Origin of the sequence: Paraburkholderia lebeckiae, assembly GCF_050436225.1 — a bacterium.
Lineage (GTDB): Bacteria > Pseudomonadota > Gammaproteobacteria > Burkholderiales > Burkholderiaceae > Paraburkholderia > Paraburkholderia tuberum.
The window spans coordinates 810,857-832,459 of the sequence record NZ_JBNDLU010000002.1 but is presented as its reverse complement, the minus strand read 5'-3'; the positions used below and the strand labels follow the sequence as shown (position 1 = coordinate 832,459).

Below are 21,603 nucleotides of genomic sequence, written 5' to 3'. Positions count from 1 at the left end.
CTGAAGCCTGCACGATCCGGCGCGCAGGCGTTTTGCAGGAGTCGCGTCCGTGAAGATTCGCGTGCTGTCCGATCTGCATCTGGAAAACGACGAGCCTGAACTGATCCCGCATGCGCAGGCGGATCTCGTGGTGCTGGCGGGCGACATCCACAATCATGCGGCCGGCCCGCGCTGGGCAGCGCAGGCGTTCGACGACGCGGTGCCGGTCGTCTACGTGCCGGGTAATCATGAGTACTACGACGGTGAATTCGGCGCGCTGGAGAGCGCGATGCTCGACGCGGCCGCGCAGGTCGATAACGTGCATATGCTGAACAACGCCGCGCTGGTCGACAGCCAGGGCCGCTGGCGCGTGCTCGGCACGACGTTGTGGACCGACTTCGCGCTGTACGGCGCGACGCCGGATGCAATCGAGGAATCGATCGTCGCCGCGCGCCGGGTCATGCTCGACTATCGCGGGCTGATCCAGATGAACTGGCCGCACGACCCGCGCGACGCCGCGCGCGACTTCACGCCCGCCGATTCGCTAGCGCTGCACCAGCATGCGCGCGCGTGGCTCGAAAGCGAGCTTGCCAAACCGTTCGCCGGCCAAACGATCGTGGTCACGCATCACGCGCCGCATCGGCTGAGCCTGGCCGGGCGTTTTGCCGAAGACCGCGTATCGGCGGGCTTCGTCAACCATCTGCCCGAGCTCGTGCGCGCGCCTGTCGCGTTGTGGATTCATGGCCACACGCATACGTCGTTCGACTACGTGGTGGACGGCACGCGCGTCGTGTGCAATCCGCGCGGCTATTTCGACCGGCGCACGCGCCAGTGGGAAAATCCACTGTTTGCGTGGGACAAGGTCGTCGAGATCTAGCGGGTACTAGCGGGCCTCTTGCATCGGATCAACCCGCCGCCGCTCACCGCTCGCGCCGCTGCGCATCCTGTGACTCGACCTCGACCGGCACGAGTTGCGGCTGCTGTTCGCGCATGCGGCGCAGCAGATCGCGCGACGCGGCGACGCCGATCAGTCCAAACATGACGGCCAAGCCGATCATCAGGTGCGTATCCATGGATGTGTCGTCCTTCAGTGGTTGCGAGGCGCCGAACAGCGGCGAATCCAGCGCGTCCGGCAAGAGCGGCGACGCGTGAACGACACGTTAACAAATCGGCTGCGCGGGAGAAGTAAAGAAATGTTGCGACGCGGCGCGTGTGTAACAGCTGTCACGCCGCGTGCCCACTCCGCGTGCCGCACTCCGCGTGCCGCTCGAACGTCAATGCATGACGAGCAGACCGTTCAGGTCCGCACGAACTGCCGCAACTCCTCCTGATCCGCCGCCAGCGTCGAAGGCAACTCGTCGCGCAGGAATTCGACCCACGTGCGGATCTTCGCATCGAGATACTGCCGCGACGGATACAGCGCATACAGATTCATCTGCTGCGACGTGTACTCGGGCATCAGCCAGACCAGTTCACCGCTGCGCAAACGGCTGATCGCCGAGTAGATCGGAATCAGCGCTACGCCCATGCCCTGGGCGACGGCCACGACCATCGCCTCGGCCACGTTCACCTGAAACGTCGCCGCGCCGAGCGAGACGACTTCCTCGCCGTTCGGGCCGTCGAAGGTCCATTTGTCCGGCGGATTCACCGGCGTCACCATCTGCAGGCAGGCGTGCTGCGCGAGGTCCGCAGGCGTTTGCGGCACGCCGCGCCGTTCGAGGTACGCCGGCGACGCGCACGCAATGCTGAACGCGCTGCCAAGGCGCTGCGACACGAGCCCCGAATCCGGCAGGCCGGTTGCGAGGGTCAGCGACACGTCGAAGCCTTCGTCGAGCAGATCGGGCATGCGCTGCGCGAGCGTCAGTTCGATATGCACGTCCGGGTAGCGCTGCTGATAACGGCCCACGGCCGGCACCACATAGTGCTGGCCGAAGCTCGTCATCGCGTGAACCTTGAGCTTGCCGGACGGACGCGCGTGCGCGTCGCTCGCCTCGGCCTCCGCCTGATCCACGTAGGCGAGAATCTGCTCGCAGCGCTGCAGATAGCGCTCGCCAGCTTCGGTCAGCGCGATGCGGCGCGTGGTCCGGTTCAAAAGCCGTGTGCGCAGATGCGCTTCCAGATCCGAAACCGCGCGCGACGCGTAGGCCGTCGTCGTATTCAGATGCTGCGCGGCGCCCGTGAAGCTGCCCGCTTCGACGACGCGGACGAAAACGCGCATGTTTTGAAGCGTGTCCATACCTATCCTCAGAAATCGGCAGCGATTGTTACACGATCAGCAATGGCGATTATCTCATGTCTGGTAAAAATGCCTTGCATCTTTACCGGTTATTCCGCAATCGATCGAAAAATATAATTGCGCACAAGCTTCTATAGTCAAATTTGGAGGAAATCGTGCAGTCTCCGGTACCCAAGGGGATCGCCGCAGCCGCGGTTCTTACGATCCTATTAACAATCGCCGGATGCGCAAGTACCGGAGGCGTCGCGCCGCAAACGCACACGATCAATCCTGCGTCGCTCGATGCGGGCAACGCAATCCGCGCCGCCAACGCCGATGCACAGTGGCCCGCCGCCGACTGGTGGCGCGCCTATGACGACCCGCAGCTGGACCGGTGGATCGCGGACGCGCAAGCCGGCAATCCCAGTCTCGCGGTCGCCCAGGCGCGCGTGCGTGAGGCGGCGTCGATGGCCGGCGTCGCGCGCGCGGCGCTCGCGCCGCAAGTCAACGGCAGCCTGTCGATCCAGCGCCAGCAGTGGGCCGACAACGTGTACTACGGTCCGGGTCCGCTCGCCGGCGAGCAGTCGTGGAACAACACCGGCACGCTCGCCCTCGCCTATCACCTCGACTTCTGGGGCAAGGACAAGAACGCCGCCGAGCGCGCGCTCGACCTCGCGCACGCCAGCGCCGCCGACGCGCGCGCCGCGCAGCTCGAACTGCAGGCGAACGTCGTGCGCACCTATATCGAGATGTCGCTGAACTACGCGTTGCTCGACATCGCGAAGGCCACGCTGCAGCAACAGCAGCAGATCGTCGACCTCGCGAACCGGCGCCTGAAGGGCGGCATCGGCACGCAGCTCGAAGTGAGCCAGGCCGAGACGCCGATGCCCGAGTACGAGCGCCAGATCGATGCGATCGAGGAGAAGATCGCGCTCGGCCGCAATCAGTTGGCCGCGCTCGCGGGCAAGGGTCCGGGCGCCGGCGACGCGATCCAGCGCCCGACGCTGTCGCTCGCCGCGCCCGCCGGCCTGCCGGCCGCGCTGCCCGCGGATCTGATCGGCCACCGGCCGGACGTGGTCGCGGCACGCTGGACGGTCGCCGCGCAGGCGCGTGGCATCGACGTCGCCAAGGCCGGGTTCTATCCGGACATCAACCTGCTCGCGTCGATCGGCGGCTATGCGGCGATGGGGCCGCTGTTCCAGTTCCTGAAGAATCCGTCGCATAGCTGGAGCGTGGGTCCCGCGCTGACGCTGCCGATCTTCGACGGCGGCCGGCTGCGCTCGCAGCTCGGCGCGGCGTCGGCGGGCTACGACGAGGCCGTCGAGCGCTACAACCAGTCGATCGTGGGCGCGCTGAAGGACATCTCCGACCAGGTGATCCGCATCCGTTCGCTGACCACCCAGGCCGACGACGCCGACCGCTCGGTCGCCGCCGCGCGCAGGAACTACGAGCTGTCGCGCGAAGGCTACCGGCGCGGCTTGACCGACTATCTGAACGTGCTGGTCGCGCAAAACCAGTTGCTGCGCGCCCAGGAAGGCGTCGCCAAAGTGCAGGCCGAGCGGCTCCGCGCGCATGCGTCGTTGATGACGGCGCTCGGCGGCGGTCTCGACGATCCGGCCAACGGTCCGCGGGATAACGAAACGTTGCCGGCGCATGGCAAGGGCAGCGGCGAGAGCAAGAGCGGCGCGGCGATTAGCGACACGGCAACAGCGGATGCGGATGCCAACGCCAAGACCATCACCGCCACCACCGCCTCGCACGCCCCGAACGCGCGCGCGTCCGAGTGAGGAAGGCCATGTCCTCCTCGCCCTCCCCGTCGAGCGCGCGCCCCGCCTCGTTCGCCGCGCTCTACGAAGCCGCCGCCCACTGGGCGCGCACCGACGGCCTCGTATGGATCTATCTGTTCAAGTCGCTCGCCGCGTGCTTCCTCGCGCTCGGCATCGCGATGAAGCTCGATCTGCCGCAGCCGCGCACCGCGATGACCACCGTGTTCATCGTGATGCAGCCGCAAAGCGGCGCAGTGTTCGCGAAGAGCTTCTATCGGATCTGCGGCACGCTGGTCGGTCTCGTCGTGATGCTCGCGCTGATCGGACTGTTCGCGCAGCAGCCGGAGCTGTTCCTCGTCACGACCGCGATCTGGGTCGGCATCTGCACAGCCGGCGCCGCGCGCAATCGCAACTTCCGTTCGTACGGCTTCGTGCTGGCGGGCTATACGGCCGCGCTGATCGGCATCCCCGCTTCGCAGCATCCGGACGGCGCGTTCCTGAGCGCGCTCACGCGGGTCGCGGAAGTGGTGATCGGCATCATCTGCGCGGGCGCGGTCAGCGGCCTCGTGTTTCCGCAGTTCGCCGGCCTGCAGATGCGCGGCACCGTGCGTGCGCGCTTCTCCGCGTTCGTCGAGTACGTGTCGGCGTCGCTTGCCGGGCGCAACGACCGCGCCCAGATCGAGGCGACCAATGCGCGCTTCGTCGCCGACATCGTCGGCTTCGAGGCCGCGCGCAGCATCGCCGTGTTCGAAGGCCCCGATTCGCGGATGCGCGGCGGGCGCCTCGCGCGTCTGAACAGCGAGTTCATGACCGCGTCTACGCGCTTTCACGCGCTGCATCAGCTGATGAACCGTCTGCGCGACGGCGGCATGCACGGCGCGGCGATCGCGATCGCCGCGCTCGAACCGTACTTCAAGGAGATCGCGCCGTTGCTCGCGAAGTCGGGCGAGCCGGTGCTGAGCGCGGCCGACGCCGCGCACGCCGCGGCCCAGCTCGACACCTACAGGAGCGAGTTGCCCAAACGCGTGCGCGCGACGCGCGACGAGCTCGAAACACACCCCGACGCGCCGTTGCTCGATTTCGACACGGGCGCCGAGCTGCTGTACCGCTTCATCGACGACCTGCACGCGTACGCGGCGACCTACGCGTCGCTCGCCGTCGACAAGCACGCGCGCGAACGCTGGATCGAGCGCTACGAGCCGAAAACCAACGCGATCGCGGCCGGCGTCGCGGGCCTGCGCGCGGCCATCGTGATGATGGTGCTCGGGGCGTTCTGGATCGCCACCGCTTGGCCGAGCGGCTCGACGTTGACGCTGGTCGCAGCGACCGTGTGCGCGCTCGCGTCGGCGTCGCCGGATCCGAAGCGCACCGCGTTCAAGATGGCCGGCGGCACGGTGCTCGCGACGCTGATGGGCATGATCGCGGTGTACGGCGTGTATCCGCACATCGACGGCTTCGTGATGCTGTGCGTCGCGCTCACGCCGTTCCTGCTGCTCGGCGTGTTGATGACCACGCGTCCGACGCTCGCGGGCTACGGCGTCGGCTACTGCATCTTCTTCTGCTTCCTCGCCGGCCCCGACAACGTGATTCACTACGACCCGAGCGCGTTCATGAACGACGCGCTCGCGCTGGTGCTGTCGATGCTGGTGTCGTCGATCGCGTTCGCGGTGCTGCTTCCGCCGTCGACGCCGTGGCTGCGCAACCGCCTGCTCGTCGACCTGCGCCGCCAGGTGCTGCTGGCCGGCCGCGCGGGTCTGGCACGCGTGCGCTCGCGCTTCGAAAGCGGCGCGCGCGATCTGATGTTCCAGATCGACGCGCTGTCGCAGAACGAGCCCGAAACGAAGCGCGACACGCTGCGCTGGCTGTTTTCGGTGTTGGAGATCGGCAACGCGGTGATCGACCTGCGCCGCGAAATCGCGACGCTGCCCAACGAGCCGCGCTACCACAAAGCGGCACCGTGGCGCGTCGCGCTGCGCGCGCTGCGCGATGCGCTCGCGGCGCTGTTCGAGCGGCCGCGGCAGCAGCACTTCGCGCGCGCGCTCGCGGCGACCGCCGATGCGATCGCGCAAGTGCAGCAGCTGATGGCAGGCTTCACGCCATCGCGCGAAGAACGCCATCAGCTGTTGCGCATCCTCAGTCAACTGCATTTCATCCGTACCGCGCTGCTCGATCCGCAGTCGCCGCTTGCCTCGGCGATCGGCGCGCGCGCGGACGCATCAGAAGAAAAAGGAGTTCCTCATGCCGCGTGAAATCGCCGTGCTCGATGCCTATGTGCCGGCCATTGTGCTGCTGTTCATCGCGGGCGCCGCGCTGACCTGGCTCGTCGACCGCGTGGTCGCCTATACGGGCCTCTATCGCGTGGTGTGGCACCCCTCCCTGTTCCGGGCCAGCTTGCTCGTGTCCGTGTGCGGCCTTCTCGGCCTCGCCGTTTATCGTTGATCAGAGTCGAAACATGACCATCCGAAATCTTGTGGGCTTCATCGCGACAGCCGTCATTTTCATCGTCGCAATCGTGATTGGCCGCGTGCTGTGGGTCCATTACATGGACGAACCGTGGACCCGCGACGGCCGCGTGCGCGCCGAGATCGTCAACGTCGCGCCGGACGTGTCGGGCGCGATCGTCGATCTGCCGGTCAAGGACAACCAGTTCGTGAAGAAGGGCGACCTGCTGATGCAGATCGATCCGTCGCATTACCAGATCGCGGTCGAGCAGGCGCAGGCCGCCGTTGCCGCGCGCAAGGCCGAATTGCAGATGAAGCGCGACGACGCGCAACGGCGTGCCGACATGGATTCGCAGGTGGTGTCGAAGGAAAGCCGCGAAAACGCCACGCACACCGCGTCCGCCGCCGATGCCGCCTATCAGCAGGCACTCGCCGCGCTCGACGCCGCGAAGCTGAACCTCGAGCGCACGCGCGTGGTGTCGCCGGTCGACGGTTACGTGACGAACCTGTCCGTGTTCCGCGGCGACTATGCGACTGCCGGCGCCGCGAAGCTCGCGATCGTCGACAGTCACTCGTTCTGGGTGTATGGCTACTTCGAGGAAACCAAGCTGCCGCACGTGCGCGTCGGCGATCGGGCCGAAGTGCGGCTGATGAGCGGCGGCACGCTGCAAGGCCACGTGGAGAGCATCTCGCGCGGCATCTACGACCGCGACAATCCGCAAAGCCACGAACTGCTCGCGGACGTGAATCCGACCTTCAACTGGGTGCGCCTCGCGCAGCGCGTGCCGGTGCGCGTGCGGATCGACTCGGTGCCGCCCGACGTGATGCTGGCGGCGGGCACGACCTGCACGGTGGTGGTGCGGCCGGGGACAGGCTCCGGCTCCTCGTTGGCCAACGCGAGCTGACGCCCGCGCCGCCTTTTATAGCCTGAACTGTCCCACCATCGCCTTCAGCCCGCGTGCCTGATCGTCGAGCGAGCGGGCCGCGGCGGTGGCCTCCTCCACCAGCGCGGCGTTCTGCTGCGTGCCCGAGTCCATCTGCGTGACCGCGAGATTGATCGCCTCGATACCGGCACTCTGCTCGGACGACGCCGCCGAAATCTCGCCCATGATGTCGGTCACGCGCTTCACGGCCTTGACGACTTCGTCCATCGTCTGACCGGCGTCCGCGGCGAGCGTCGAGCCGTTGCCGACGCGCTCGACCGAAGTCTGGATCAAGCCCTTGATCTCCTTGGCGGCCGCCGCGCTGCGTTGCGCGAGGTTGCGCACTTCCGCCGCGACGACCGAAAAGCCGCGCCCCTCCTCGCCCGCGCGCGCCGCCTCGACGGCCGCGTTCAACGCGAGGATGTTGGTCTGGAACGCGATCCCTTCGATCACGCCGATGATGTCGCCGATGCTGCGCGCGCTGTCGTTGATGTCGTTCATCGTCGCGACCACGCGGCTCACGACCGCGCCGCCCTGCTCGGCGATCGCCGACGCGTTGTTCGCGAGCGTGCTCGCCTGCTTTGCGTTGTCGGCGTTCTGACGCACCGTCGAGGTCAGCTGCTCCATGCTGCTCGCGGTGCGCTCGAGTGCGAGCGCCTGCTGCTCGGTACGCTGCGACAGATCGAGATTGCCCATCGAAATCTGCCCGGACGCGGTCGCGATCGCATCGGCGCTCGACGCGATGTCGGCAACCGTCGTCGCGAGTCCGCTTTGCATGTCGGACAGCGCGAACAGCATGCTCGCACGGTCCTTGCCGCCGAGCACGATGCGGTTCGACAGATCGCCCGCGGCGATGCGGCGCGCGATCTCCTTCGCGTACGCGGGCTCGCCGCCGAGCTGCGCGGTGAGCCGCCGCACGACCCACGCGGCGATGCCGACCGCGAGCACGATCAGTGCGAGCGTCATCGCCGCGATCATCACGAACGACGAGTGATAGATGAAGCCGGACGCGTCGATCGTCGCCTTCGCGGCGGTGCCGCGCTGCGCGACGAGTTCGTCGACGAGCTTTTCGAGCTTGCCGGTTTCGACGAGCAGCGACACGTCCTGCGTGCCGACCTGCCAGTTCATCTGCGACAGATCGAGCGGCTGCGCTTTCACGAGTGTGACAAAGTCGCGCAGATGACCGCTCCATACCGCGACCGCCGCGGCGAACGCCTTCTGCGCGCCGACCGCCTTCGCGTCCGACTTATTGACGTACTGCTGGAGCGTGCGCAGTTGCTCGTCGAGACCCGCAAGGCCGCGCTCGATATCGGCCCCGAGTTCGTCGCGCTCCTTCGCGGTGGTCGCCGTGAGCAGCATCTTTTGCGCGCGGCTCGCGCGCAGCATGTGGCCGCGCGCTTCCTCGGCGGCGCGGCTCGCGACGTGGCCCTGGTCGTAGATCGATTGCGCGGACGCGTTCAGCCGGCCGATCTGCAGCAGCGAAAACACGCCGATCAGCAGCGTGCCGGCGAGCAGAATCGCAAACGCGATCCGCAGCGTCGCCTTGACCGACAGGCCATTGAACTTCGTTGCCGCTGCGCTGTGTGCCACTGCTTCCATAGTCTCCGTCCCCACGTGTCGACGCGCCGGAAGGTCGGTTCCGGCATCACCACTTATCTCTCCGGGTCTACGGCAGACCGTCCCGCGATCTTGAATTTCGCTTGCGCAAGCCGCGGCGGGTCGTGCGCCGCTTGCCGTTCCCGGTTCCATGCTCGACGCGCCGCTTCGTGAGCCGCGCAATCGCGAGCGCTTTATACCGTGGCCAAAAACTCGCTAAAAGAAGTTTCTTCAGGCCAGGGCTGACCATTCGTCCTTTCACCGCCGAATGAAAAGTCATCCGCCCCCTTGTCCGATTCGCGACAAAACTTGTCCTTACAATTCGCTCCGGCCACATTAAACTTCGGCTAAATATTCAAAACGCCGGTTGTCGCGACGAAATGCCGCAGCGCTTCGCGGAACGCGCCTCGCAGGCGTGTGCTGCCCGCACCGGTTTTCGGCGCCGATTTTTCATTCCACCGTTTTCCCCGATCTTTTTCTAGCGTATGGAAACGAGCCTCGATAAAAACGCCCTTGCCGGCGCATCCGCCACGGGGGCGAGCGCGTCCCCGGCCGCCGCCGCGCCGGCGGCCACCAAGGTCCAGCGCACGGTGTATTCCGTGCTCGGTGCGATCAGCTTTTCGCACTTGCTCAACGACATGATCCAGTCGCTGATCCTCGCCATCTACCCGATGTTCAAGGACAACTTCTCGTTGTCGTTCGGGCAGATCGGTCTGATCACGCTGACCTACCAGATCACCGCGTCGCTGCTGCAGCCGCTCGTCGGCAGCTATACCGACAAACATCCGAAGCCGTACTCGCTGCCGGTCGGCATGGGCTTCACGCTGACCGGGCTGCTGCTGATGTCGGTCGCGCCGAACTTCGGCGTGCTGCTGGTCGCCGCGGCGCTGGTCGGCTGCGGGTCGTCGGTGTTCCATCCGGAATCGTCGCGGGTCGCGCGGATGGCCTCGGGTGGCCGTCACGGTCTCGCGCAGTCGTTGTTCCAGGTCGGCGGCAATGCGGGTTCGTCGCTCGGGCCGCTGCTTGCCGCGCTGATCGTGATTCCGCACGGGCAACGCAGCATTGCGTGGTTCTCGGCGGCGGCGCTCGTCGCGATCGTCGTGCTCACGCAGATCGGCCGCTGGTACAAGCGTCATCCGTCGGTCAGGAAGGCGCGCGGCCAGGGCGCGCATGTGACGCTGCCGCGTAACAAGATCATCCTGGCGATGAGCGTGCTGGTGTTGCTGGTGTTCTCCAAGTACTTCTATCTCGCCAGCATCAATAGCTATTTCACGTTCTATCTGATCGAGAGGTTCCATCTGTCGGTGCAGGCCGCGCAGATCCATCTATTCGTGTTCCTCGCGGCGGTCGCGGCGGGGACGGTGATCGGCGGGCCGATCGGCGACAAGATCGGGCGCAAGTACGTGATCTGGGTGTCGATTCTTGGCGTCGCGCCTTTTACGCTGCTGTTGCCGTATGCGGATCTGTTCTGGACTGGTGTGCTGACGGTTGTTATTGGGGTGGTGCTCGCCTCGGCGTTCTCGGCGATTCTTGTTTATGCGCAGGAGTTGATCCCTGGGAAGGTTGGGATGGTGGCTGGGTTGTTCTTTGGTTTTGCCTTTGGGCTTGGCGGCGTGGGCGCCGCAGTGCTTGGGGAACTCGCCGACGCTACCAGTATTGCGTTTGTTTATAAGGTTTGTTCGTTTTTGCCGTTGATTGGGGTGCTGACTGTGTTGTTGCCGGATGTTGAGGGGAAGCGGCTTAAAGGGTGAGCGCGTGCCGCGGGGTTGGGGGCTTTTCGCCTTTTCCTTATCGTGCGGTGTTGGCCTTTCCTTGCTTTGTTATCGGTCTATTGGCGTTGCCCCTGTGCGGGGCGGCACCTACTTTCTTTGCTGCTGCAAAGAAAGTAGGCAAAGAAGACAGCTAAAACCGCCAGCTCATAAGCGGGTCCCCTGGCTTGGAAGCGGTAGTGGTGCATCTGGAATCCGGGCCCCCGCACATTCCCCGTTCGTGACAAAGCCGTCATCCCTCCCACTCCGCACTACGTGCGTCGCGGACGGGTCTGTCTGGGAAACCAATGGTTTTGCCCGCGCAGCGGGGGCCGTCGGCTGCGCCTCGGCGATGCGCCGAAACAACCGGTGGTTTGGGAACGGGGTTTCGGCGCGCGTAGCGCCGCCGGAAGAATGACTGCCTTGTCACTACCGCGGAATGTGCGGGAGCACGGATTCCAGATGCACCACTACCTCACGCCGACCGAGGGCCCCGCTTAAGAGCTGGCGGTTTTAGCTGTCTTCTTTGCCTACTTTCTTTGCAGCAGCAAAGAAAGTAGGTGCCGCCCCGCACAGGGGCAACGCTAATAGACCGACAACAAAGCAAGGAAAGGCCAACACCGCCAGAACAACGACTTCTTCTGTTGCCCTTGCTTGCCCCTCCCCCCGCCCGTGACTATGCTTGTGCGCATAACCAGCGCCGCACCGGGCGCGCAATTTGCAATTCCGTTTCATCCAACCCCGTCCACTCCCGCCGCACGAGGATCGCCGCCGATGACCCGCTACCGCGATTTCCACCGCCGCTCGATCGACCACCCCGAAGCCTTCTGGCGCGAAGAAGCCCGGCGCATTCACTGGCACACGCCATTCGGCACCGTGCTCGACCGCTCGAAGCCGCCGTTCGCGCGCTGGTTCGTCGGCGGTCGCACGAACCTCTGCCATAACGCGGTCGATCGGCATCTGGCCGAACGCGCGCAGCAGAACGCGCTCGTCTACGTATCGACCGAAACCGGCATCGAGCGGCGCTACACGTATGCCGATCTGTACGCCGAAATCAACCGGATGGCCGCCGTCATGCGCTCGCTCGGCGTGAAGCGCGGCGACGTCGTGCTGCTCTATCTGCCGATGATCCCCGAGGCGCTGTTCGCGATGCTCGCGTGCGCGCGGCTCGGCGCGATCCACTCGGTCGTGTTCGGCGGCTTCGCGGCGCCGAACCTCGCCACGCGTATCGACGACGCGAAGCCCGTGCTGATTGTCACTGCCGACGCCGGCGCGCGCGGCGGCAAGGTGGTCGACTACACGCCGCTCGTCGACGAAGCGCTCGCGCGCGCCATGCACAAGACACCGCATGTGCTGCTGATCGACCGGCAGCTCGCGCCCGCCCGACTGAACGCACCCTACCTCGTCGCCTACGAGCCGCTGCGCGAACAGTTCTTCGACGCCCACGTCCCGTGCGAATGGCTCGAATCGAACGAGCCGTCGTACGTGCTGTACACGTCGGGCACGACCGGCAAACCGAAGGGCGTGCAGCGCGATGTCGGCGGCTATGCGGTGGCGCTCGCGGCATCGATGGAGTACATCTTCGAGGGCAAGCCCGGCGACACCATGTTCACCGCGTCCGACGTCGGCTGGGTGGTCGGCCACAGCTACATCGTTTACGCGCCGCTGATCGCGGGGCTGACCACCGTGATGTACGAAGGCACGCCGGTTCGCCCGGACGGCGGCATCTGGTGGCGGCTCGTCGAACAGCACAAGATCAACCTGATGTTCACCGCGCCGACCGCGATACGCGTGCTGAAGAAGCAGGACCCGGCGCTGATGAAGGCGGCCAATCTGTCGAGCCTGCGCACGCTGTTTCTCGCCGGCGAACCACTCGACGAACCGACCGCCGAATGGATCTCCAGCGCGTTGAACAAGCCGGTGATCGACAACTACTGGCAGACGGAAACCGGCTGGCCGATGCTCGCGATTCCGCGCGGCATCGAGGCACTGCCGACCAAGCTCGGTTCGCCGGGCGTACCCTCGATCGGTTATAGCCTGACCGTGCGCGACGAGCTGACCGGCGAGCCCTGCGCGCCCGGCGAGAAAGGCGTGCTGACGCTCGACTATCCGCTGCCGCCGGGCTGCATGTCGACGGTATGGGGCGATGACAGGCGCTTCGTCGGCACCTACTGGTCGAGCGTGCCGAACCAGCAGGTCTATTCGACGTTCGACTGGGGCGTGCAGGACAAGGACGGCTACGTGACGATCCTCGGCCGCACCGACGACGTCATCAACGTCGCGGGCCATCGCCTCGGCACGCGCGAGATCGAGGAGGCGCTGTCGAGCCATGCGGCTGTCGCGGAAGTCGCGGTGGTCGGTGTGACCGATCCGGTCAAGGGTCAGGTGGCCATGGCCTTCGTCGTGCTGCGCGGCGCGCATGGAGAAGGCGACCCGAGCGAGCGCGCACGGCTCGAAACCGAGCTGGCGATGACGGTCGACCGCCATCTCGGCTCGATTGCGCGGCCCGCGCGCGTGGTGATGGTATCGATGCTGCCGAAAACGCGCTCCGGCAAGCTATTGCGCCGCGCTATCGCGGCGCTCGCCGAAGGGCGCGAGCCGGGCGATTTGCCGACGATCGAAGATCCGGCCGCGCTGCAGCAGGTGCGCGACGCGCTCGGCGACGGCAGCAAGAAATAAGCGGGCCGATCAGCGGACGACCAAGCGGGCGCTCAGCCCGCGGTGTCCCGCGTGCCGAGAAAGCGCGCGAGAATCGCGTTCGAATACGTGCCCGCGATCCCGGTCAGGAACGACATGAACGATCCCGGCGCGTGGTCGTCGGCGGTATCGGAGATCGTGCGCACGACCGCGCACGGCACGCCGTACTCATAGCAGACCTGCGCGATCGCCGCGCCTTCCATCTCGACCGCGAGCGCGTCGGGCAGCGCGTCGCGCAACGCCGCGACGGCCGCCGCGCTCGCGACGAACTGATCGCCGCTGACGATCAAGCCGCGATGCACGCGCGGCGCGCGCGTGCCGAAGCGCGCCGCGCAGGCCACGCCTTCCTCGGCGACGAACTGCTCGCATGCGGCGGTTAGACGGTCGGCGAGCGCCGCATCGGTGGTGAAGCGCGACATGCCGAGCAGCGGCACCTCGAAGCGCGGAAAAAGCGGCGACGCGTCGACATCGTGCTGCATCAGCGCGCTCGCAACGACGATGTCGCCGACATGCACGTCGCCGCCGACACCGCCCGCGACACCGGTGAACACGATCGCCTCGACATCGAACGCGTGGATCAGCGCGCTGACCGTCGCGGCCGCCGCGACCTTGCCGACGCGCGCGAGCGTGACGACGCACGGCGTGCCGTGCACGGTGCCGACGTGGTAGTCACGCTGGCCGTGCGTGACCGTGCGCACGCCGGACTCAGCGCGCATCGCTTCGATCAGGTCGCCGAGTTCCTGCGGTAACGCGGCCAGAACGCCGAGCGGCCGCCGCGCATCGTGGCTGAGATTCAAGGGCGTGCTCATTCGACCGCCTGCAATTTAGCCACCGCCAGCGCCAGCCACTTCTCGCCGTGCCGCTTGAAGCGGACCTGCGCCTTCGCGTCGGTGCCGCTGCCTTCGAGCGCGGTGATCGTGCCTTCGCCGAACTTCGTATGGAAGACCTGCTGGCCAACGCGGAAGCCCGTGTCGGCCGCGCGCTGCTCGTTCGCGAACGCGGGCGCCGGCGCGGAGGTCACCGCCGCCGTCGACGCCGAACCGCCGCCGTACCCCGGCCGCGCGAACCAGTCGCGCCCGTAGCCGGCGTTGTCCGAGCGGCCGCCCCAGCGCGAGCCCGCCTCGACCTTCGGCGTCAGCCACTTCAGCGTTTCCTGCGGCAATTCGTCGAAGAAACGCGAGCGGATGTTGTAGCGGGTCTGGCCGTGCAGCATCCGGCTCTGCGCGAAAGACAGGTACAGCCGCTCCTTCGCGCGCGTGATTGCGACGTACATCAGACGCCGCTCTTCTTCGAGGCCGTCGGCCTCCATCGCGCTGTTCTCGTGCGGGAACAGCCCCTCTTCGAGGCCGGTGATGAACACCGCGGTGAATTCGAGCCCCTTTGCCGCGTGCACCGTCATCAGTTGCACCGCTTCCTGGCCGGCCTGCGCCTGGTTGTCGCCCGCTTCGAGCGATGCGTGCGACAGAAAGCCCGCGAGCGGCGTCATCGTGTCGGGGTTTTGCGCCGGATCGGCGATGTCCGGTGCGTCGAGGACCACCGTGGTCGGATCGTCGGTCGCGACCGCGAGTTCGGGCGCGGCGCTGGCTCCTGGGCGCAGCGGAATCGAGCGCGCGGGCGTATCGAGCCCGTAACCTTCTTCGCTGACGAACGCGGCTGCCGCGTTGACGAGTTCCTGCAAGTTCTCGAGCCGCTCCTGACCTTCGCGCTCGTTCTGATAGAAGTCGGCAAGACCGCTCGCGCGGACCACGTACTCGACGGTCTCCGGCAAGCTCATCTGCTGCGTGTCGGCGCGCATCTTGCCGACCAGGTTCGCGAACGCGGCGAGGCTCGAGCCGGCCTTGCCGGCGACGTAGGGAATCGCCGCGGCCATCGAGCAGTTGTACAGACGCGCCGCGTCGGCCAGCTGTTCGATCGAACGCGCGCCGATGCCGCGAGTCGGGAAATTGACGACGCGGCCGAACGCGGTGTCGTCGTTCGGGTTGTCGATCAGGCGCAGGTATGCGAGCGCGTGCTTGACTTCCTGACGTTCGAAAAAGCGCAGGCCGCCATACACGCGATACGCGATGCCCGCGTTGACGAGCGTGTGCTCGATCGTGCGCGACTGCGCGTTGCTGCGGTAGAGCACCGCGATTTCGCTGCGCGACAGGCCGGTGTTGATCAGCGCGCGGATCTCTTCGACGATCCAGCCGGCCTCCTGCGAATCGGTCGCCGATTCGTAGACGCGCACCGGTTCGCCGTGACCCGCGTCGGTACGCAGATTCTTGCCGAGGCGTCGCGAGTTGTTCGCGATCAGCTGGTTGGCGGCATCGAGAATATGGCCGTGCGAACGATAGTTCTGCTCGAGCTTGATCAGATTGCGCACGTTGAACTCGTGCTCGAAGTCGCGCATGTTGCCGACGTTCGCGCCGCGGAACGCGTAGATCGACTGGTCGTCGTCGCCGACCGCGAAGATCGCGTTGTGCTGGCCCGCGAGCAGCTTGAGCCACGCGTATTGCAGCTTGTTGGTGTCCTGAAACTCGTCGACGAGGATGTGCCTGAAGCGCGCCTGATAATGCGCGCGCAGCGGCGGATTGTGCGCGAGCAGTTCGTAGCAGCGCAGCAGCAGTTCGGGGAAGTCGACGACGCCTTCGCGCTGGCATTGCTGATCGTAGGCTTCGTAGAGTTCGACGAACTTGCGGTTGAAGTTGTCGGTGGCGTCGACGTCTTTGGGGCGCAGGCCCTGCTCTTTCGCGTTGTTGATGAAGTACTGGAGATTTTTCGCGGGGTACTTTTCGTCGTCGATGTTGAGGCCCTTCATCAGGCGCTTGATCGCCGACAGCTGGTCCGCGGTATCGAGAATCTGGAACGTGGCGGGCAGCCCGGCGTCGCGGTGATGCGCGCGCAGCATACGGTTGCACAGGCCGTGGAACGTGCCGATCCACATGCCGCGCGTGTCGATCGGCAATAGCGCCGAGAGGCGCGCCATCATTTCGCGGGCGGCTTTGTTCGTGAAGGTCACCGCGAGGACGGTCGCGGGGGACGCGAGGCCTTGCTGAATCAGCCACGCGATGCGGGTGATCAGGACGCGGGTTTTGCCGCTCCCCGCGCCCGCCAGGATCAGGGCGGGCTCATTCGGGAGCGTTACGGCGGCGTGTTGTTCGGGGTTTAGATTCGAGAGGAGGTCGGGCATTTTTTTGCTGAGGCGCAGTTCGGGGGACATTATATGCCCCGGCGGGGGCTGCGCTTTTTTTGGTTTTTTTGTTCTTCTGGATATGGGTTGGGGGTTTTTCGTTGTTCTGGCGGTGTTGGCCTTTCCTTGCTTTGTTGTCGGTCTATTAGCGTTGCCCCTGTGCGGGGCGGCACCTACTTTCTTTGCTGCTGCAAAGAAAGTAGGCAAAGAAGACAGCTCAAACCGCCAGCTCATAAGCGGGTCCCCTGGCTTGGAAGCGGTAGTGGTGCATCTGGAATCCGGGCCCCCGCACATTCCCCGCTCGTGACAAGGCCGTCATCCCTCCCACTCCGCACTACGTGCGTCGCGGAGGGGTCTGCCTGGGAAACCAATGGTTTTGCCCCCGCAGCGGGGGGCCATCGGCTGCGCCTCGGCGATGCGCCGAAACAACCGGTGGGTTTTGAACGGGGTTTCGGCGCGCGCAGCGCCGCCGGAGGAATGACTGCCTTGTCACTGGCGCCGAATGTGCGGGAGCACGGATTCCAGATGCACCACTACCTTCTGCGGACCGAGGGACCCGCTTAAGGGTTGGCGGTTTTAGCTGTCTTCTTTGCCTACTTTCTTTGCAGCAGCAAAGAAAGTAGGTGCCGCCCCGCACAGGGGCAACGCTAATAGACCGATAAGACAGCAAGGAAAGGCCAACACCGCCAGAACAACGAAAAAAGCGCAAACCCCTGTCCACACCGGCCGCCAGCCGGCAAAAAACCTCGTCCAGCTATAATCAACCCTTCCCCGCCTCCAAAATCCTGCCTTTAACAGAAACATGAGCGACACCCCGAGCGACCCGACCTCGACGCTTGCAAAAAGCTTCGAACCCCACACCATCGAAGCCCACTGGGGCCCTGAATGGGAAAAGCGCGCCTACGCCGCACCCTCCTTCGACGCGAACCGCAAGGATTTCTCGATCCAGTTGCCGCCGCCGAACGTCACGGGCACGCTGCACATGGGCCACGCGTTCAACCAGACCATCATGGACGGCCTGACCCGCTATCACCGCATGCTCGGCGAGAACACGCTGTGGGTGCCGGGCACCGACCACGCGGGCATCGCCACGCAGATCGTCGTCGAACGCCAGCTCGACGCGCAGGGCGTGTCGCGCCACGACCTCGGCCGCGAGAAGTTCGTCGAGCGCGTGTGGGAGTGGAAGCAGCAATCCGGCTCCACGATCACGAATCAGGTGCGTCGTCTCGGTGCATCGATCGACTGGTCGCGCGAATACTTCACGATGGACGACAAGACATCGGCCACCGTGCGCGACGTGTTCGTGCGTCTGTATGAACAGGGCCTGATCTATCGCGGCAAGCGCCTCGTGAACTGGGACCCGGTGCTGCTCACCGCCGTCTCCGACCTCGAAGTGGTCAGCGAAGAAGAAAACGGCCACCTGTGGCACATCCACTATCCGTTGACCGACGGCTCGGGCCATCTGACCGTCGCCACGACCCGTCCGGAAACCATGCTTGGCGACACCGCCGTCATGGTGCACCCGGAAGACAAGCGCTACGCCCACCTGATCGGCAAGACCATCACGCTGCCGCTGTCGAACCGCGAAGTGCCGATCATCGCCGACGATTACGTCGACCGCGAATTCGGCACAGGCGTCGTCAAGGTCACGCCCGCGCATGATTTCAACGATTATCAGGTCGGCCTGCGCCACAAGCTGCCTCAAATCGAAATCCTCACGCTCGACGCGAAGATCAACGGCAACGCGCCCGAAAAATACCGCGGCCTCGACCGTTTCGAAGCCCGCAAGCTGGTGGTCGCCGATCTCGAGGCGCTCGGCGCGCTCGAATCGGTCAAGCCGCACAAGCTGATGGTGCCGCGCGGCGACCGCACCGGCGTCGTGATCGAGCCGATGCTGACCGACCAGTGGTTCGTCGCGATGAGCAAGCCGGCGCCCGAAGGCACGTTCAATCCGGGCAAGTCGATCACCGAGACCGCGCTCGACGTCGTGCGCAACGGCCAGATCAGGTTCGTGCCGGAAAACTGGACCACCACGTACTACCAGTGGCTCGAAAACATCCAGGACTGGTGCATCTCGCGTCAGCTGTGGTGGGGTCATCAGATTCCGGCGTGGTACGGCGAGAACGGCGAAGTGTTCGTCGCCAGTACCGAGGAAGGCGCGCGCGCGAAGGCCGTCGCGGCCGGCTACACCGGCGCATTGAAGCGTGACGAAGACGTGCTCGACACGTGGTTCTCGTCGGCTCTCGTGCCGTTTTCGTCGCTCGGCTGGCCGAACCAGACGGAAGAGCTGACGCACTTCCTGCCGTCGTCGGTGCTCGTCACCGGCTTCGACATCATCTTCTTCTGGGTCGCGCGCATGGTCATGATGACCACGCACTTCACGGGCAAGGTGCCGTTCGAAACGGTCTATATGCACGGTCTGGTGCGCGACGCCGAAGGCCAGAAAATGTCGAAGAGCAAGGGCAACACGCTCGACCCGATCGACATCGTCGATGGCATCGACCTCGACGCGCTCGTCGCGAAGCGCACCACCGGCCTGATGAATCCGAAGCTGGCCGCGTCGATCGAGAAGAAGACCCGCAAGGAGTTTCCGGACGGCATTGCGGCGTTCGGCACCGACGCGCTGCGCTTCACGATGGCGTCGATGGCCACGCTCGGCCGCAACGTCAATTTCGACCTCGCGCGCTGCGAAGGCTATCGCAACTTCTGCAACAAGCTGTGGAACGCCACGCGCTTCGTGCTGATGAACTGCGAAGGCCACGACTGCGGTTTCGGCCAGCCGGCGCAATGTGGCGAATGCGGGCCAGAAGGCAATCTGCATTTCTCGCAGGCCGACCGCTGGATCGTGTCGCAACTGCAGCGCGTGGAAGCGGAAGTCGTCAAGGGTTTTTCCGACTATCGTTTTGACAATGTGGCCAACGCCATATACAAGTTCGTATGGGACGAATATTGTGACTGGTACGTCGAACTCGCCAAAGTGCAGATCCAGACGGGGCAGCCGAACCAGCAGCGTGCCACGCGGCGCACGCTTTTGCGTGTGCTCGAAACGGTGCTGCGCCTCGCGCATCCGGTGATCCCGTTCATCACCGAAGCGCTGTGGCAGAAAGTGGCGCCGCTCGCGGGACGCTACCCGGAAGGCAAGGCCGAGGGCGAGGCGTCCATCATGGTGCAGCAGTACCCGGTCGCGGAGCCGTCGAAGCTCGATGAAGACGCCGAGCGGTGGGCGATCGACCTCAAAGCGGTGATCGATGCGTGCCGGAATCTGCGCGGCGAAATGAACCTGTCGCCGGCGGTGAAGGTGCCGTTGCTCGCCACCGGGAACGCCGAGCGTCTTCGTACTTTCGCGCCTTACGCTCAGGCACTTGCGCGTCTGTCGGAGGTGCAGATCATCGCCGACGAGGGCGCGCTCGATGCCCAGGCGGATGGCGCGCCAATTGCTATCGTAGGAACGGACAAGCTCGTGTTGAAGGTCGAAATCGATGCAGCGGTCGAACGCGAACGCCTGTCGAAAGAGATCACGCGGTTGAGCGCCGAAATCGTCAAGTGCAACGGTAAGCTGCAGAACCAGGCCTTCGTTGCGAAGGCACCGGCGGCGGTCGTGGAACAGGAGCAGAAGCGGCTGGCCGATTTCGAAGCCACCGTCGGCAAGCTGAAAGCCCAACTGGCCCGCTTGCCGGCCTGACCGACGCGCCCGCCCCCCTCAACGGCGGGCAAGGATTTAACCAGAGGACTCAGGGTATTCACATGCTAAAAGTTACGAAGGCGGTCTTTCCGGTAGCCGGTCTTGGCACCCGCTTCCTCCCCGCCACGAAGGCTAGCCCGAAGGAGATGCTGCCGATCGTCGACAAGCCGCTGATTCAGTACGCGGTCGAAGAGGCGATGGCGGCCGGCATCACCGAAATGATCTTCGTCACGGGCCGCAGCAAACGCGCGATCGAAGACCATTTCGACAAGTCCTATGAGATCGAGGCCGAACTCGAGGCGCGCGGCAAGGACAAGCTGCTCGAACTCGTGCGCAGCATCAAGCCGAGCCACGTCGACTGCTTTTACGTGCGCCAGGCCGAGGCGCTGGGCCTCGGCCACGCCGTGCTGTGCGCCGAGAAGCTGGTCGGCGACAACCCTTTCGCCGTGATTCTCGCGGATGACCTGTTGTACGGCACGCCGCCCGTGATGACGCAGATGATCGAGGTGTTCGATCACTATCACAGCTCGGTGATCGGCGTCGAAGAGATCCCGCCGCAAGACACGAAGTCGTACGGCATCGTCGACGGCAAGGAATGGGAAGACTCGATCATCAAGATGTCGGGCATCGTCGAAAAGCCGGAGCCGAGCGTGGCGCCGTCGAACCTCGGCGTGGTGGGCCGTTATGTGCTGAAGCCGCGTATCTTCGATCACCTGCGCTCCATCAAGCCGGGCGCGGGCGGTGAATTGCAACTGACGGACGCGATCCAGTCGCTGCTCGCCGACGAACAGGTGCTCGCGTACAAGTATCACGGCACACGTTTCGACTGCGGCAGCAAGCTGGGCTACCTGAAGGCGACCGTCGAGTTCGCCCTGCGTCACCCGGAAGTAGCCGCCGATTTCGAAGAATATCTGCGTACCCGCTCGCCTGTTCTCGAAGGCTGACGTCGAAAGTCCGGCTGAGACGAAGAAGGCGCTGTACCCCGAATAATGGGGACAGCGCCTTCTTTTTTACATCGGACCGACAGTTTTACCGAATGCAGCTCATCGACGCCGCATCAGAAACGTAAACACCTTGTCATGCGCCGAGCTTTCGACGATCTCGTTGCCGGTCTGCTTCGCGAACGCGGCGAAATCGCGCTGCGAGCCGGGATCGGTGGCGAGCACCTTGAGAATCTGGCCGCTTTCCATGTCGGCGAGCGCCTTTTTGGCGCGCAGGATGGGCAGCGGGCACATGAGCCCGCGCGCATCGACTTCCTTGTGAATCTGAATTTGCATCGACGATGACCTTCGGGACGGGGCGTCGCTGACAACGCCGGACAGAGGGTCAAATTCTACAGCAGGCGGAGCGGCGCCGCCGGGCATCGCCACGACGCCCACTTCCACGC

15 protein-coding genes are annotated in these 21,603 nt (G+C 65.2%); 9 read left to right on the top strand and 6 right to left on the bottom strand.

The window, feature by feature from the left end:
- The first annotated feature begins 49 nt into the window (after positions 1-49).
- Positions 50-856 (top strand): metallophosphoesterase, encoded by an 807-nt coding sequence (locus OKW45_RS18615; protein ID WP_018421172.1) that lies wholly within the window; start codon positions 50-52, stop codon positions 854-856.
- 43 nt (positions 857-899) lie between these two features.
- On the opposite strand, the gene OKW45_RS18610 is transcribed toward OKW45_RS18615, so the two are convergent.
- Positions 900-1,052 carry a hypothetical protein gene (locus OKW45_RS18610; protein WP_184006189.1) on the bottom strand — a complete coding sequence of 51 codons (153 nt, stop codon included), beginning with the start codon at positions 1,050-1,052 and terminating at the stop codon, positions 900-902.
- A 224-nt stretch (positions 1,053-1,276) separates the two neighbouring features.
- Positions 1,277-2,215: a LysR family transcriptional regulator gene (locus tag OKW45_RS18605; RefSeq protein WP_018421174.1), complete on the bottom strand. Its 939-nt coding sequence runs from the start codon at positions 2,213-2,215 to the stop codon at positions 1,277-1,279.
- A 155-nt stretch (positions 2,216-2,370) separates the two neighbouring features.
- Between OKW45_RS18605 and OKW45_RS18600 the strand changes: the two genes are divergently transcribed.
- The 4 genes from OKW45_RS18600 to OKW45_RS18585 are packed head-to-tail and all read left to right on the top strand — an operon-like array spanning position 2,371 to position 7,306.
- A complete protein-coding gene (locus tag OKW45_RS18600; RefSeq protein WP_429470369.1) occupies positions 2,371-3,981 on the top strand; it encodes an efflux transporter outer membrane subunit in 1,611 nt (536 codons plus the stop codon).
- A gap of 8 nt (positions 3,982-3,989) precedes the next feature.
- The gene (locus OKW45_RS18595) at positions 3,990-6,209 is read left to right on the top strand and encodes an FUSC family protein (protein ID WP_429470367.1); all 2,220 of its coding nucleotides are present in this window, start codon (positions 3,990-3,992) and stop codon (positions 6,207-6,209) included.
- Positions 6,199-6,399 (top strand): DUF1656 domain-containing protein, encoded by a 201-nt coding sequence (locus tag OKW45_RS18590; protein WP_429470365.1) that lies wholly within the window; start codon positions 6,199-6,201, stop codon positions 6,397-6,399. The genes OKW45_RS18595 and OKW45_RS18590 overlap by 11 nt, the downstream gene beginning before the upstream one ends.
- A 13-nt stretch (positions 6,400-6,412) precedes the next feature.
- Entirely contained in the window at positions 6,413-7,306 is an 894-nt protein-coding gene (locus OKW45_RS18585; protein WP_026225936.1) for an efflux RND transporter periplasmic adaptor subunit, read from the top strand.
- Positions 7,307-7,321: 15 nt separating this feature from the next.
- Here OKW45_RS18585 and OKW45_RS18580 read toward each other — a convergent pair whose 3' ends face one another.
- Positions 7,322-8,923 carry a methyl-accepting chemotaxis protein gene (locus OKW45_RS18580; RefSeq protein WP_018421179.1) on the bottom strand — a complete coding sequence of 534 codons (1,602 nt, stop codon included), beginning with the start codon at positions 8,921-8,923 and terminating at the stop codon, positions 7,322-7,324.
- A gap of 482 nt (positions 8,924-9,405) precedes the next feature.
- On the opposite strand from OKW45_RS18580, the gene OKW45_RS18575 reads away from it, so the two are divergent.
- Positions 9,406-10,671: an MFS transporter gene (locus tag OKW45_RS18575; protein WP_429470363.1), complete on the top strand. Its 1,266-nt coding sequence runs from the start codon at positions 9,406-9,408 to the stop codon at positions 10,669-10,671.
- A gap of 771 nt (positions 10,672-11,442) precedes the next feature.
- Entirely contained in the window at positions 11,443-13,347 is a 1,905-nt protein-coding gene (locus OKW45_RS18570) for a propionate--CoA ligase (protein ID WP_429470361.1), read from the top strand.
- Positions 13,348-13,379: 32 nt separating this feature from the next.
- On the opposite strand, the gene OKW45_RS18565 is transcribed toward OKW45_RS18570, so the two are convergent.
- Positions 13,380-14,174 (bottom strand): 5'-methylthioadenosine/adenosylhomocysteine nucleosidase, encoded by a 795-nt coding sequence (locus OKW45_RS18565; RefSeq protein ID WP_429470359.1) that lies wholly within the window; start codon positions 14,172-14,174, stop codon positions 13,380-13,382.
- Positions 14,171-16,534 (bottom strand): UvrD-helicase domain-containing protein, encoded by a 2,364-nt coding sequence (locus OKW45_RS18560; RefSeq protein WP_429470357.1) that lies wholly within the window; start codon positions 16,532-16,534, stop codon positions 14,171-14,173. Before OKW45_RS18560 ends, OKW45_RS18565 begins: the two co-directional genes overlap by 4 nt.
- A gap of 802 nt (positions 16,535-17,336) precedes the next feature.
- On the opposite strand from OKW45_RS18560, the gene OKW45_RS18555 reads away from it, so the two are divergent.
- Positions 17,337-20,216: a valine--tRNA ligase gene (locus OKW45_RS18555; protein ID WP_429470355.1), complete on the top strand. Its 2,880-nt coding sequence runs from the start codon at positions 17,337-17,339 to the stop codon at positions 20,214-20,216.
- 62 nt (positions 20,217-20,278) lie between these two features.
- Entirely contained in the window at positions 20,279-21,160 is an 882-nt protein-coding gene (gene galU / locus OKW45_RS18550; RefSeq protein ID WP_008921346.1) for a UTP--glucose-1-phosphate uridylyltransferase GalU, read from the top strand.
- Between the two features lie 99 nt (positions 21,161-21,259).
- On the opposite strand, the gene OKW45_RS18545 is transcribed toward galU, so the two are convergent.
- Complete coding sequence (locus tag OKW45_RS18545; RefSeq protein WP_026225937.1) at positions 21,260-21,487, bottom strand: sulfurtransferase TusA family protein; 228 nt, start codon at positions 21,485-21,487, stop codon at positions 21,260-21,262.
- Positions 21,488-21,603 lie beyond the last annotated feature (116 nt).